Below are 14,445 nucleotides of genomic sequence, written 5' to 3' on the forward strand. Positions count from 1 at the left end.
TCTCATTCCATTCCATTTCAATGTTGGCGGAAACTTGCGCATAATCACTTACTTACCGGAAAGAATAAGCGAATAAGGAGGAGAAACCGTTGCGCAGTTGGATGAAAATGCTTAAAGAACTTACTCTTCGTCCGCAGGTTAAGAAGGTTAGGAAGCCCCCAGCCTATTCCTTTGATAAAGAGCTAGATGAATCAATATCTGGTCAAAAAGTACAGGAAATCTTATCTAAAAGCAGTGATGTCGTTTTTCGGGAGTTCTTTTTGCAAGGTAAGGAATCTATTCCCTGCATGGTAGCAGGAGTTGACGGGTTAGTCGATAAAAACTTGCTGGATCAATTTCTTTTAAAGCCTTTGATGGTAGAGTTGCCGGGGCATCGGGAACTAGCTCAGGTGACGTTGGAAAATGTAGTTGAAAGTACCATTAACTATCTTCTTCCTGGCCTCGAGGTTAAAAAAATATCAAAAATGGGTGAGGCAATTGATAGCATTTTATCGGGAGATGCTGTAATTTTTTTTGGAAACTCCAAAGAGGCAATTGTTATAGGGGCCAGAGGATGGGTAAATTCCGGAATCAATGAACCTGTCGCTGAGTCCGTGATTAAAGGCCCCCATGAGGGCTTTACGGAGACATTGAGAATTAATACGTCTCTTTTACGAAGGAAAATAAAACATCCCTCCTTACGTCTAATTTCTTTAAAGCTTGGGGTGCTAACCAATACGGATCTTGTGGTTACATATATTGATAAAGTAGCAAGCCCGGATATAGTCTCTGAAGTTATCAAGAGACTAAGCAGAATTAAGATGGACGGGGTGCTGGAGAGCGGATATGTTGAAGAAATGATTGAGGATTTCCCCTATTCGCCTTTCCCCCAAATTGCTTATACAGAGCGGCCGGATGTCTTGGCAGGTAAGCTTTTAGAAGGGAAAGTGGGCATTATGCTCGATGGTACTCCCATCGTTTTAGTGGTTCCCGCCACATTAACACAATTTTTAAATGTCAATGAAGATTACTACCAACGTGCTATGACAGCAGTTCTCTTCCGCTCTGTCCGCTATATAGGGGCATTTGTTGCAGTTACGGCCCCAAGTGTCTACATTGCGGTCACAACGTTTCATCAGGAAATCATTCCGACGGACCTTTTGATGAGTATTTCGGCGGGACGGCAAGGAGTTCCTTTCCCGGCACTTTTAGAAGCCTTACTAATGACAATAGTATTAGAGATTTTACAGGAGGCTGGACTTCGACTGCCCAAACCCATCGGACAGACTATTGGCATTGTCGGTGCCCTGATTATCGGAGATGCCGCGGTAAAAGCCAGTCTGGTGAGTCCGTTAATGGTTATAGTGATAGGACTGACAGCAGTATCAAGTTACGCTATCCCTTATTACGATCTAAGTCTCGCAGTACGGTTAACTCGCTTCCCGCTGATGATTTTGGCGGGGAGTCTTGGTTTTTTTGGTGTAGCCGTAGGTCTTTATGCAGGTTTAATTCATCTCCTCAGTCTTCGCTCCTTCGGAGTACCCTATATGAGCCCCATAGCCCCGTTACGCATTCGCTCCCTGCTCCAGGATACTTTTGTCCGGGCACCTTGGTGGGCAATGAAACGACGACCTCAACTTTTGGAGATTGAGAATCCCCGTTCAGGAGGGAAGGGTAAGGAGTAATTATGGAAAAAATCTCTCCTCATCAGTTCATGACCTTAGGGGGAGCCGTACTCATGGGTACGACATTTCTCCCTGTTGCTTCGATCGTCAGCGGGGCCTGTGGGCGGGACGGGTGGCTGATTGTTTTGCCGGCATTTACCCTGGGGATACCTTATGGACTAATGGTACTTTCACTTCTGTCTCAATTTCCTAGTAAAAATTTGTTACAGGTTTCTGAGATGCTTTTGGGAAAATGGATAGGGAAAATAATGGGTGTCCTTTACATTTCAATTACGGTCTTTTTTGGCGGCTTGCTGCTTGGACAAGTTGGGGACATTTATGAACGTTCAATAATGCCATTAACCCCTATAGGCATATTTTACTTGGGGGCAATAATTCTTATTTTCTACTTGAGTCAGGCGGGAATTGAAGTATTTGCGAGGTTCTCCGAGATAATCTTTCCTTTGATTATTTTTGCTCTGCTATTGAATCTTGTTCTTTCTATTCCAAGAATTGAGCCAGAGGAACTTATGCCCATTCTCAGTAATGGATTGTCGCCTCTTCTTGGGGGAGGAATTAAAGTCGTTCCTTTTGTCATGGAATATATCCTTTTTATTGCAGGAATTATGACATTTTTGCCTGCCGAAATCAAGGATATCCGTCAATTGAAAGTTGAAGTTTGGCGGACAGTGTTTTTAGTCGGTATCGCAGACATGCTGGTCACTTTCATGCAACTGCTTGTATTCGGACCTAACGAAACAACTCGTATCGTTTATGGTTTACTTGTATTGGGAAAGATGGTAGAAATCAGCCGCACCGTGGCAGGCGTTGAATCGCTATTCATGGAAGTTTGGCTCGGGGCATTGGTAATAAAAATTAGTGCATTTTTATTTACAGCTTCTTGGGGTCTTGAAGCCGTTTTTGGCTTAAAGGGTATCAAATGGAACCTTGCGATTTGTGCTGTTTTCATGGGGATTGCTTTCTATTTTTTGAGAGGCCCCTTATTAATTAAAGAAATTGGACTTGTTGATAATTATATTATTCTGCCGTTTACAGCTGTTTGGATACCACTTCTTTGGGGAATTGCGCGCTGGAGGAAGAGAGAAGGTGTTCGCGGAAAATGAACGATACGAAAGTGAAAAAACGGTTCGTTGCTGTAATGTTGCTGGTCTGCCTTATATTTTTGCCGGGATGTTGGGGAAAGCGTGAAGTGGAGGAATTGGCGCCTCTTATTGGACTTGGGTTCGATCTGGGCAAGAAACCGGGAACATTTCTCATAACCATGCAATTAGCAAAACCAAACCAGGGCGGACAAGGGTCAGCTGCAAAGATTGAAGATCGAACTTTCAGTGTAGAAGTTGCCAGCGCCAGAGAAGCGACAGAAATGGTATATAAGCTCTCAAGCCGCATACCTTTCATGGGCTCTTTGAAGGTTATTGTAATTGGTGATAGCGCGGCTAAAGCAGGTTTTAACGATATCATAGATTTCGGACAACGATTTGCGGAATTCCGCCGGACGATGTATCTTGTCTTAACGAAAGGAAAAGCTCAAACACTTCTAAATATGAAGTTGCGCGATGGAGAGCTGGCGGCAATGAGCATTAAGAATCATATGGAGCAAGGGAGCAGCCTTTCCACCTTTCCAACAGTTCGTTTGGGACATTATCTAACCATTCTAGGTACACAAAGTACTGCTCCAATTATTCCCGTAGTCGAAAGTATAAAGTCAGGAGAGGATGGAATTGAATATAATGATGCAAAGGACGGAAAGGAGTTACTTATTCAAGGTGCCGGTGTTTTGCGGGGAGATAAACTCGTTGATTATCTTACGGATAAAGAAACAAAAGGCTATATGTGGCTTGAAAATAATGTTAATAATCGTTTGGTTAATACCATGGATAGCGAGGGAACTATCAGCTTTGGCGGGCAAGTCCTAAAATCTAATACGAGGTATAAATTAACCAATAACAATGGAGTAATAGGACTCCAGTACATCATCACAACAAGTATTTCCGTTGATGAAGTTATGGGGTTAAAGAGACAGCTTTCCGAAGCGGAGTGGGTAGACCTTATGAATCAGGCCGAAGACCGCTATGCTAAGGTTATTCAAAAGGAATGTGATCTGGCCATTGAGAAAGAAAGAGAATTGGGTCTTGATTTTTTAGGGATCGGGCGTCATCTCGAAGAGAGAGATCCTTCATATTGGAAGACCTTAAAAGATCAATGGGAAGATAAGATTGCCGACTTTCCAATTTCTTTAAATGTAAACGTGAGTGTTCATCATTCCGGAATGTCGAGCAGCAGTTCAACGGTTAAGTTAACAGAAGAAGGGAAACAATAGGGGTAGAAGTATTAGGGAGGAACATAATTATGATGAAAACGTTTGATGATCAGACAAGGAGTAGAAATGAACATTCTGCGCAGCTTGAAACCCAGGGAAATGTTATAAATAGAGAGAATAGAGGGAAAGTCTACCCTGTTTGTTATCGTTGTGCTCAGGTCCCCCAAAATGGGCTCTATGACGGATTTAGAATACGTGGAATGTTTATATGCTCAGATTGTCAAAATGAGTTGTTGTCTGCTGAGCAAGACACACCGGAATATCAAGAATTCCTGTTTCTGATTCATAGCCTTTTGTTTTAAGTTATTTACAAAAAGCATATTTATAAATTCTCGAAAATTAAGAAGTATTTTCGGCTTAGTGGATGATAAGAACGTTAGTCAAAAAACCCGAGATAACCGTAGGATCTCGGGTTCTCCAATGTGGATGAAATATCCTTTAAGATATGATAAAATGATTTAATATGATAGTTCAATGTAAGTATGATAAGATTGCTTAATGGAGGTTCGTTGGTGGGTGAACTTGGAGAAGGATTGAGCCAATATGAGAGACAGGGGTTTTGCTCTTTCCATACTCCTGGCCATAAGGGGCAGCAGGAGTTTTTTAATGGCTTCGATTTCTGTGGGTTTGATTTGACAGAATTGCCGGGACTCGACATGCTGCATTCACCAAAAGGAATTATAGCTCAGGCGCAGCGACGCTCGGCCGAGATCTTTGGGGCAGATGAAACGTTCTTTTTAGTGGGTGGGGGGACCGTTGGAAATCAAGCGATGTTTTTGACCCTCGCTGACACGGCAAATCGAGTAATTATTGAAAGAAGTTCACATCGTTCAGTTATGTCGGCTTTGGTTTTAAGCGGATTAAGACCGGACTATATACGACCTATTATTCACCCGGAATTTAATCTTCCCTTGGGTTTGGACATAGGTCCTGGACAGCTTTCTTGGTCGGATGCGTCCGCTTGCCATGTTACTTATCCTAGCTATTATGGGACATGTATTGAGTTAGAACACTTGCTGACTGACAGAGCGAATTTAGCACCAGATATACCCGTATTGGTCGATCAAGCTCATGGTTCCCATTATTTGGGACCTTTGTTTCCCGCAAGTGCCATAAAACTTGGTGCTGATCTTGTCTTACATAGTACTCATAAGACGCTTAGCGCCTTAACCCAGTCAGCAATGCTTCACGTAAAAGGTTCCAGAGTATCACGTTCTCGATTAAGGCAAAGTTTGGAACTCCTTCAATCTTCAAGTCCAAGCTATTTACTGTTGGCATCATTAGAACGAGCTGGGGAATATGCTTTGGATTTAAGTCGTTGGGAAACTATGCAGGAAGAAGTCAATAAGCTTCATCAAATTGTTGGCGAGAGATTTCGCATACTTTCGCAGAAGGATGCCGGGACATATGGCATAGACTGCGTAGATTGGTCTAAAATCTTGATTAATACGAGGCCTTTGGGAGTAACGGCTCCGCGCTGCGTTAAATTTTTACGTGAGGAATTTGGACTGGAACCGGAATTATGGGACGAGGAGAATATTCTCTTTATATTAGGAATCGGGAATACCCCCGAGGATATCAGGAGACTTACAAAGGGTCTGGAACAATTGGCCAACAACGCTCCCTCATTGTCATTAGGCTCTGAGGGTTTTGGCAGTAACGACGGATATGATGGGAGCAGCAGCTTATTTTTACCACCGCAGGTTCTTACGCCTCGAGAGGCATTTTTAGGCAAAAAGCGGAAGATACCTCTGAAAGAGAGTTTAGGTTATATTGTCGGAGAAACAATCTCCCCATATCCGCCGGGAATTCCTATCGTTGTCATGGGAGAACAAATGACTCCTGAAGTTCTTGAGAGGCTCCATGTTGGAGAAGGACGCTGGCAAGGGTGGCAAGGCTATGAAAGTCAAACGATTTGGATTGTCGAGGAGGAAAAAGGAATTTCATGAATCCAGCGCAAGTACTTTTGGAGAAGGCTGCTCGAGAAGACCATTTGGCACATCTTTTGCTCTTTCATGGAGGAAGCGAGTTATATCGGCGGCAAGAGGCCCTTCGCATTGCTCAAATTTTAAATTGCAGTTCACCCAAACAGGAAAGTCCTTGTCAAATTTGTATGGCTTGTCATAAAATTCTTAGTTATAATCATCCGGATATACTTTGGCTGAAACCACTAAAAACAACCATCGGGATTGAACAAGTTCTCGCCTGGCAAGGAAAAGTTTACTTAAAGAATTATGAGGGTAACTATAAAGTTTCCATTATCGAGCAAGCCGACTCTTTGACATTGCCGGCGGCGAATGCCCTCTTAAAAGTAATTGAAGAACCGCCGGAACACTCCGTTATTATTCTTAGTGCCGGGAATGCCGAGGGAATCTTACCGACGATCCAAAGCCGGGCACAGTTGATTTATTTTCCAGATCTGCCTAACGATGAATGGATTAAGGAACTGGGAGATACGGATCAACAGGAGTCTAAATTAGCCCTAGAGTTAAGTGGAAAAAACCAAACGTTGGCTGCAGCAATATTGGAGCAAGGAGTTTTTTCTCTTCAGGAATGGGTCCATAAGTTCTTTAAAGTTGTAGAAGATAAAGACTTTTTAGCGTTATTTTCTCTTTTCCCTCTAGACAAAACTCAAGCAAATGTTTATTTACAGGCTTTAGCCGTGCAAATTCAAGAAGGAATCCGCAAAGGGACGAACCGGCCTTTTGAACTCCTGGCAATCGGCAAAGCTAACGAAGCATTAAGGCAACAAGTAAATCCAAGGTTAGTTATAGAAGTATTAGCTTTAGAACTATTTCAACAAGGAGGGGTACTCTGTGATTAAGGTTGTTGGTGTTCGCTTTAAAAACGCGGGTAAAATATACTATTTCTCCCCGGGAGACCTAAAGCTTGAGGCCTCAGACCGAGTTATTGTTGAAACGGCGAGAGGTATTGAGTTTGGCGAATTAGTGATCCCTCCGCGAGAAGTACCCGATGAAGAAGTGGTACTTCCTTTAAAGCAAGTTATTAGGAAGGCAACTCCTGCCGATGAGCAGTTTGTTGAACAAAATAGGGTCAAGGAAAAAGAAGCGTTTCAAATTTGCTTAAAGAAAATTTCCGACCACCAGTTGCCTATGAAATTGGTAGACGTTGAATATACTTTCGACGGAAATAAGATTATTTTTTCGTTTACGGCGGAGGGACGAGTTGACTTCCGGGAATTAGTTAAGGATCTGGCGGCGATTTTCCGAACACGTATTGAATTAAGGCAAATTGGGGTAAGAGATGAAGCGAAGATGCTGGGAGGAGTCGGTTCTTGCGGACGTATACTTTGTTGTACATCGTTTTTGGGGGACTTTGAACCGGTATCTATTCGTATGGCGAAGGATCAGAAATTATCATTGAATCCAACGAAAATTTCAGGAATCTGTGGCAGGCTTATGTGTTGCCTTAAGTACGAAAATGGTTGTTATAGACCTGATGACAAGGAACTTTATCCTCAGGACTTAGATGATGCTAAGATGATTGAAATTCTTGAGGAGCCAAACAATTTTGTTGAAAACGTTGTTACCAGTACGAGTAAAATGAATGGAAAACAGCGCTGCAATAGGAAAGGGGAAAAGTCCAAAGGAAAGAGTGAGAAGGTATGAGTCAGTTAACTCAAGCTCTTACAGAAGTAGAAGAAAAATTACGTTCCCTGCTGGAAGAAGTTAACCATTTAATTCCCTACGTAAAAGCCTTAGAAGAAGAGAATATAAAACTAAAACGGGAATGCACGCTTCCTGAAAAAGAGACGGAGCGAGTTATTGCGAATGCTGAACATATACAAGGTGTCGCTCATGACAACCTAGAGCGTCTCTATCGGGAGGGATTTCACGTCTGTCACCTTCACTTTGGTCAACCCTTGGAAGGAGATTGTTTGTTTTGTATGGGCTTTTTACGGAAAGACTAGGATTAAAGGGATTTGAGACGGGAGTCATCAGATATGTTGGAAAAAGGTACGTTATATGTATGTGGTACTCCCATTGGTAATTTGGGAGATATAACGTTGCGAGTCTTGGATACATTGAGGGAAGTAGATTTAATTGCTGCTGAAGATACGCGCCATTCGCGTAAACTTATGCAACACTTTCAAATTACTACTCCTTTAACCAGTTATCATGAACACAATGAGAGAAAAAAATCCTCGGAGTTAGTAGAACGCCTTAAAGCGGGTCAAGCGGTGGCCCTTATCAGTGACGCCGGTTTACCTGGAATTTCTGACCCGGGAAGTGAAGTTATTCGATTATGCATAGAAGAAAATATACCTGTAGATGTTTTGCCGGGACCGAATGCAGCTCTAACGGCCCTAATCTTATCGGGAATGCCGGCTGAACATTTTACGTTTTATGGTTTTTTACCTACGGCAGCGGGAGCAAGAAAACGCATTCTGGAGGACTTGGCAACTCGTCAAGAAACATTAATTCTTTATGAGGCTCCTCATCGATTGCTTAGCACGTTACAAGGACTGTGTGAAGTCTTTGGCAGTCGTGAAGCGGCAGTGGTTCGCGAGCTGACAAAAGTTCATCAGCAAGTTCACAAGAATAGTCTAATAAAGCTGAGAGAAGAATTCGAAGAGACTCCTCCCCGAGGGGAATGCTGCCTTGTAATAGCCCCTTTTATACCGGAAAAATTAGTGGGTGGTCCTCAAGACTGGATAGTTGAAGTTAATGCAGGTGTACAGCGGGGATTAAGCAAAAAAGATGCCATGAAAGAAGTCGCTAAGCGTTATGGAGTGAAAAAATCCGATGTATACCAGGCTTTAATCGAGGAATAAAGAGGAAAGTATGCAACAAAGTTATACTTTCTGAGAGTATAAAAAGAAGGCCAATTGTGGCCTCCTTGAAAACTAGTGAATATTCTTTTCGTAACTTCTAATCTATGTAAAACTATACCTGATTTAGACAGCTTTTGAACCGGTATCCACATTGCCGAGGATAGCTTCACCCATCGCTACTGCGCATTCACGGCAAACATTTTTGCCATGGAAAAGCTGATTATCGCTGGCATTACCACAAAATACACAAGCAGGTTCATACTTTTTGAGTATGATTCTTTCTTGATCCACATAAATTTCCAGAGCGTCTTTTTCATCAATTCCCAACGTGCGGCGAAGTTCAATAGGTAAAACAATACGGCCAAGCTCATCAACTTTTCTTACGATTCCAGTTGATTTCATCATCTTCACTCACTCCCTTTACTACAACATTCGACAGAAAACTACAACCTTATGATACCAACGGTTCCAATTAAAGTCAACCACTTTTATTGCAATTTGAAATTAAATTTATTAAAGGAAAAGGAAATTACATATTAATTTTTTATTATGGATATACTTGACAAATATGAACTTATATGTCGATATTTAGAATATTGAGAGGAGATTTAAAGTGAACTATTATATTACGACCCCTATTTTTTATCCTAATTCTAGTCCGCATATTGGAACCGCCTATACAACGGTTGCAGCAGACACTTTGGCTCGTTATCATAGAATGTTGGGTGATGACGTTCATTTTCTCACAGGAACCGATGAGAATGCTCAAAAGATTGTACGTACGGCAGAGTCTCATCAACTTGATCCACAAACTTATGTTGATGGTGTTGTAAAGCGCTTTAAAGAGTTATGGAAGGCCTTGGATATTTCCAACGATGATTTTATCCGTACCACGGAGCAACGTCACGAAAAAGTGGTCCAGCAAATTTTCAACCAATTGTATGAACAAGGTGATATTTACAAATCAGAGTATTCAGGTTGGTACTGCACTCCCTGTGAAACATTTTGGACAGAAAGCAAATTGGTAGATGGTAAATGTCCAAATCCTGATTGTTTGCGCAGTGTAGAATTATTAAAAGAAGAGAGCTATTTTTTCCGTTTGTCAAAATATCAAAATGCTCTCCTTAACTATATCGGAGAACATCCGGAATTTATTCAACCCGTTTCCCGGCGTAACGAAATGATTCGTTTTATTGAAAGCGGCTTAGAAGACCTTTGTGTTTCCCGCACGACCTTCAAATGGGGAATTAAGGTGCCTTTTGACACAAAGCATGTGGTTTATGTTTGGCTTGATGCTTTAATTAATTATATTTCGGCTTTGGGCTATCCCGACGGAGAAAACTACAAAAAATATTGGCCTGCAAATGTTCAAATCATGGGCAAAGATATTGTTCGCTTTCATGCGGTAATATGGCCTATTATTTTAATGGCCCTTGATCTGCCTCTGCCAAATCTTGTCTACGGTCACGGTTGGTATTTGTCGAAAGATGGCGGAAAAATTTCAAAGTCTCGGGGAAATGTCCAAGATTCCTTCGAATTAATTAAACGATATGGTTCTGATGCTATCCGATATTTTTTGTTGCGCGAGATGCAAGTTGGGACTGATGGAACCTATTCTGAAGATAATTTAGTTGAACGGATTAATAGTGATTTAGCTAATGACTTTGGTAATTTCATCTCTCGAAGCTTGGCCATGGTTGTTAAATATAGGGGAGGAGTTGTTCCTCATCCAGGGCAAGATGGGCCTTTAGAGTTGGAGTTGAAAACTTTAAGTTCAGAGGTTAAGAAGAACGTTGACGAAAGCCTTTCGCGGTGTGATTTGGCAAGCGCCCTGGAACAAATTTGGCGTTTTATTGCTCGATGCAACAAATATGTTGACGAAACGGCCCCTTGGTCTTTAGCGAAACAAGAAGATCAGAAGGAGCGCCTTGATACCGTTCTCTATACTTTTGTAGAATGTATTCGAATTATGGCGATTTTGACCGCTCCCTTCATGCCTGGGATTACTTCTCGAATTTGTTCACTTCTTAGCAGCGATGGACACCTTATTCGCTGGGGAGAAGCGGACCAATGGGGAATTATCAATGCGGGGACTCTTGTTCAAAAGGGTGAACAACTCTTCCCAAGAATTGATGTTTCTCAATATACCGAAGAGGTGAAAGAATCTGCAGAGTCTGAATCTAAGCAAGAACCTGCTCCTAAGCAAGAGACGGTTGAAGCTTTAAAATTTGAGCCAATCAAAGAAGAAATAAGTATTGAAGAATTTGCGAAACTTGACTTAAGGGTTGGTAAAGTGCTGAGTGCTGAAAAAGTCGAAAAAACGGACAAACTCTTGAAGTTAGAAATTGAAATTTCCGGACAAGTACGTACCATCGTTTCCGGTATCGCTCAACATTATGCACCGGAGGACCTGATCAATAAATCTGTGGTTGTCGTTGCTAATCTTAAACCGGCCAAGCTAAGAGGTATAACCTCTCAGGGCATGATTTTAGCCGCATCACAAGGGGAAGTTTTGGAAGTGCTTATGCTCGACAAAGAGCTGCCTGGAGGAGCACGAGTGAAATGATTTGGGATACGCATGCACATCTTGATGACGAATCCTATCAAGAAGACTTTCAGGATGTCTTAGAAAGAATAAAATCTTCGGGAATTTCTCGAGTAACGAATGTAGGCTATGACTTCTCTTCGTCAAAACGGTCAGTGCAACTTGCTCAGGATTATGATTTTATCTATGCTGCTATCGGCATCCATCCCCACAATGCTGAAGAGGTTACCGAGGAAGTCATGGCTCAACTCCAAGCTTTGGCTCGAAAGCCAAAGGTTTTGGCTTGGGGAGAAATCGGCCTCGATTATTATCGAGATTTATCCCCACGGTCTACACAACAAAAGGTTTTCATTCAACAAATTGAGTTGGCTAATAACGCTGGTCTGCCGATTGTGATTCACAATCGTGATGCTCATCAGGATGTTATGGAGATTGTTAAGGCCCATCCGCCAAGATATGGCGGCGTCTTTCACTGTTATTCCGGGTCCTGGGAAATGGCGAAGATTCTTTTAAAGATCGGATTCTATCTGTCATTTGCCGGACCGTTAACCTTCAAAAATGCCCGTCATACCGTTGAAGTAGCAAGAAATGCTCCCCTTGACCGCATACTTGTTGAGACAGACTCTCCCTATTTATCTCCGGAACCGCGCAGAGGCAAGCGCAATGAACCTGCCTATGTAAGGGAAGTTGTCAGGAAACTTGCTGAAATTAAAGAGTTGAGTATGGAGGAAATGGCTCTCCAAACAATGCATAATGCCGAGACAATATTTAAGCTTGTATAAAAGGATCTTCACTCGAAGGTTCTTTTTTTTACGTTTGCTTCATACTTTCTGATTAAGGGGGGATAAAATGTATTCGCTACCGATCACCACGTATTCCGATTATTGGCGGGCAACCAAGACTTGGAGTTCGTATCTGGGCGGTATAGCAGTGTTTGCAGCCGGAACGCGGTATTCGGCACTTAAGGCTCCAGATATACCCCAGACTTTGCGCGTGCCTTATCAAGAAGTTAAGCAGCCACCACCTATTCAAAAATCAAACCTCGAGATAAGCCTTTTGGATTCACGTAAAAGATTATTAAGTGTAGGAAATGTCAGCCGGGGAGTGTCAACTTTAAGTGATGGTCGTTTGAGGGTTCCGACTTTGGAACATGACAGTCCGGAAGCAGAGAATGAAGGTAAGTCCGATTCGTTGGTTTTAAGTTCCGAAATGTTAAAGCAGGACAAGGCTGAGAAGGCAGAAAATCTGGGAGCATTTAATGCAGAGGGGTCAGCAGGGGAGAAAGAAACTAATAACTCAGTTACGGGTTCCGGCAGTATGATGACAAGTGTTATTAAGGTTGTAGATAAAGAAATACCCTTCGAAACACAGGTTATCGAGTCAGATAAGGTTCTTCCTGGAATAAGCAAGATTCAAGAAGAGGGAGAAGCGGGAGTCTTAAGACAGGTTGTGAAAACATATAAGGTAGAAGGACAACCTCTTGATCAGCAAATACAATTTTCTTTTGAACTTAAAAAACCTAAGAAAAAAGTTGTAATTCAAAACTCAAAACCCGTCGTAGGAGAACACTTTGACATTGATAAATTAAATATTAGTAATACAATAACGGTGGAATCAACGGCCTATACCTACACCGGCAATAAAACTGCAACCGGAATTACGCCGAGACAGGGCATTATTGCTGTGGATCCAAGGGTTATTGCAATGGGAACAAAAGTATATGTGGAGGGATATGGTTATGCTATAGCTGCCGATACCGGCGGAGATATAAAGGGAAACAGAATTGACTTGTTTTTTACTAACCTCAGGCAATGTCTTGACTGGGGGCGTAAAACTGTGCGTATTCATATCCTTAAACCCATATAATGGAAAAAATGTTTTTGACAACCAACTTCTAATCCATTAAAATGGGGTTGGTTAATGGTGGGTTTTGGAGGGATTCAATGTTTCAGAACTCTCGGACTATGGTTTCCGCCTTAGTTCCTAAAATTCATTTCAGAAAACTTGCTCTTGGATTTGTTATTTTTTTCATAATAGCCTTTCCAATACTTGCATTGAATCTTAAGACGATCAATGTCCAAGTTGATGGTAAAACGATATCTCTGACGACTGTTTTTAACACGGTTGGGCAAGCACTTACTTATTCCAACTTGGAAATTAATTCCGAAGATTTGGTAATTCCTGCTCGGGATAAAAAGATTACAAAGGGAATGACTGTGCTTGTCACGAGAAGCATACCGGTTCGTCTTGCGGTGGATGAACAGACTCTTTCGGCGAGGACTACAGCCAAAACCGTTGGTAAGGCTATTGAGGATCTGTCAAATCGCTATGGACTTCAAATTAAAGATGTTGATGAGGTTAATTTACCTCGTTCCGAAGCTCTTAAAAGTCAAATGAGTATCGAGGTGCGAAGATCTGTACCCATTGTTCTGCAGGCGGATGGTAAGACAATTGATACTTATGTGGCACCGCGTACCGTTGCTGAGGTATTGAAGAAGTTTAATATCATATTGGGAGCTAAAGACAAGGTTTCTTTGGCTCTCAATCATATTTTAGCGGCAAATGAACAGGTTAAAGTCGTACGGGTGGCTGAACGTCTGGAAACCATAAAAAGTGAAATCCCTTATCAGACGGTGACTCAACCAGGGGATTATCCTGTTGGTTTACCTGACAAGGTTATTAGTCGTGGTTCCAATGGGTTGCAAGAGCAAACGATGCGTTTAACTTTGGAAGATGGTAAAGAAGTCGATCGGCAAATTCTTGGACAGAAAATTATTGTTGCCCCCACCAATGAATTGATTTCGCGTGGGGCGCAAACAACAGTATCGCGGGGAGGAGAAACGATTAATTTCCAGCGGGCTTATCTAATGAGAGCCACAGCTTATTGTATTCCCGGTGGTATTACAAAAACCGGGGCGCCGGTTCAATGGGGAGTCGTGGCAGTTGATCCAAACGTTATTCCTCTCGGTTCCAGAGTTTACGTGGACGGTTATGGGAGTGCCCGCGCTCTGGACACAGGAGGATTAATCCAAGGGAATCGAATTGATTTATATATGGATTCGGAGGCAGCGGCCTCATCCTGGGGCGTCCGGTATGTTTTAGTTTACATTCAGTGATCCTG

Annotated in this window: 14 protein-coding genes; 13 read left to right on the forward strand and 1 reads right to left on the reverse strand. The window is 42.2% G+C overall.

Features of this window, described 5'->3' with window-relative positions; genetic code table 11:
• Positions 1 to 89: 89 nt before the first annotated feature.
• The 9 genes from DESACI_RS00120 to rsmI all read left to right on the forward strand — a co-directional run bounded on the left by DESACI_RS00120 (position 90) and on the right by rsmI (position 8,779).
• Positions 90 to 1,664, forward strand: coding sequence for a spore germination protein (locus tag DESACI_RS00120; protein WP_014825157.1), 1,575 nt, complete (start codon positions 90 to 92; stop codon positions 1,662 to 1,664).
• Positions 1,665 to 1,666: 2 nt separating this feature from the next.
• Positions 1,667 to 2,767 carry a GerAB/ArcD/ProY family transporter gene (locus DESACI_RS00125; RefSeq protein ID WP_014825158.1) on the forward strand — a complete coding sequence of 367 codons (1,101 nt, stop codon included), beginning with the start codon at positions 1,667 to 1,669 and terminating at the stop codon, positions 2,765 to 2,767.
• Positions 2,764 to 3,984: a Ger(x)C family spore germination protein gene (locus tag DESACI_RS00130; RefSeq protein WP_014825159.1), complete on the forward strand. Its 1,221-nt coding sequence runs from the start codon at positions 2,764 to 2,766 to the stop codon at positions 3,982 to 3,984. The genes DESACI_RS00125 and DESACI_RS00130 overlap by 4 nt, the downstream gene beginning before the upstream one ends.
• Positions 3,985 to 4,013: 29 nt before the next feature.
• Positions 4,014 to 4,286 (forward strand): sigma factor G inhibitor Gin, encoded by a 273-nt coding sequence (locus DESACI_RS00135; protein WP_014825160.1) that lies wholly within the window; start codon positions 4,014 to 4,016, stop codon positions 4,284 to 4,286.
• A gap of 210 nt (positions 4,287 to 4,496) precedes the next feature.
• Positions 4,497 to 5,933 carry an aminotransferase class I/II-fold pyridoxal phosphate-dependent enzyme gene (locus tag DESACI_RS00140; protein ID WP_014825161.1) on the forward strand — a complete coding sequence of 479 codons (1,437 nt, stop codon included), beginning with the start codon at positions 4,497 to 4,499 and terminating at the stop codon, positions 5,931 to 5,933.
• Positions 5,930 to 6,808, forward strand: a complete 879-nt coding sequence (locus DESACI_RS00145) for a DNA polymerase III subunit delta' (protein WP_014825162.1) — start codon at positions 5,930 to 5,932, stop codon at positions 6,806 to 6,808. The genes DESACI_RS00140 and DESACI_RS00145 overlap by 4 nt, the downstream gene beginning before the upstream one ends.
• Positions 6,801 to 7,613: a PSP1 domain-containing protein gene (locus DESACI_RS00150; RefSeq protein WP_014825163.1), complete on the forward strand. Its 813-nt coding sequence runs from the start codon at positions 6,801 to 6,803 to the stop codon at positions 7,611 to 7,613. The genes DESACI_RS00145 and DESACI_RS00150 overlap by 8 nt, the downstream gene beginning before the upstream one ends.
• Positions 7,610 to 7,915 carry an initiation-control protein YabA gene (locus DESACI_RS00155; RefSeq protein ID WP_014825164.1) on the forward strand — a complete coding sequence of 102 codons (306 nt, stop codon included), beginning with the start codon at positions 7,610 to 7,612 and terminating at the stop codon, positions 7,913 to 7,915. The genes DESACI_RS00150 and DESACI_RS00155 overlap by 4 nt, the downstream gene beginning before the upstream one ends.
• A 33-nt stretch (positions 7,916 to 7,948) precedes the next feature.
• Complete coding sequence (rsmI, locus tag DESACI_RS00160; RefSeq protein ID WP_014825165.1) at positions 7,949 to 8,779, forward strand: 16S rRNA (cytidine(1402)-2'-O)-methyltransferase; 831 nt, start codon at positions 7,949 to 7,951, stop codon at positions 8,777 to 8,779.
• Between the two features lie 123 nt (positions 8,780 to 8,902).
• On the opposite strand, the gene DESACI_RS00165 is transcribed toward rsmI, so the two are convergent.
• The gene (locus DESACI_RS00165) at positions 8,903 to 9,181 is read right to left on the reverse strand and encodes an AbrB/MazE/SpoVT family DNA-binding domain-containing protein (protein WP_041276183.1); all 279 of its coding nucleotides are present in this window, start codon (positions 9,179 to 9,181) and stop codon (positions 8,903 to 8,905) included.
• 211 nt (positions 9,182 to 9,392) lie between these two features.
• Here DESACI_RS00165 and metG point away from each other — a divergent pair, with 211 nt between their 5' ends.
• The 4 genes from metG to DESACI_RS00185 all read left to right on the forward strand — a co-directional run bounded on the left by metG (position 9,393) and on the right by DESACI_RS00185 (position 14,440).
• Positions 9,393 to 11,345 (forward strand): methionine--tRNA ligase, encoded by a 1,953-nt coding sequence (gene metG, locus DESACI_RS00170; RefSeq protein WP_014825167.1) that lies wholly within the window; start codon positions 9,393 to 9,395, stop codon positions 11,343 to 11,345.
• Positions 11,342 to 12,106 carry a TatD family hydrolase gene (locus tag DESACI_RS00175; protein ID WP_014825168.1) on the forward strand — a complete coding sequence of 255 codons (765 nt, stop codon included), beginning with the start codon at positions 11,342 to 11,344 and terminating at the stop codon, positions 12,104 to 12,106. The genes metG and DESACI_RS00175 overlap by 4 nt, the downstream gene beginning before the upstream one ends.
• 67 nt (positions 12,107 to 12,173) lie before the next feature.
• A complete protein-coding gene (locus DESACI_RS25010) occupies positions 12,174 to 13,190 on the forward strand; it encodes a 3D domain-containing protein (RefSeq protein WP_014825169.1) in 1,017 nt (338 codons plus the stop codon).
• Between the two features lie 77 nt (positions 13,191 to 13,267).
• On the forward strand, positions 13,268 to 14,440 hold the full coding sequence (locus tag DESACI_RS00185) for a resuscitation-promoting factor (protein WP_014825170.1): 1,173 nt from the start codon (positions 13,268 to 13,270) through the stop codon (positions 14,438 to 14,440).
• Positions 14,441 to 14,445 lie beyond the last annotated feature (5 nt).

The sequence above is a fragment of the Desulfosporosinus acidiphilus SJ4 genome (assembly GCF_000255115.2).
GTDB lineage: Bacteria > Bacillota > Desulfitobacteriia > Desulfitobacteriales > Desulfitobacteriaceae > Desulfosporosinus > Desulfosporosinus acidiphilus.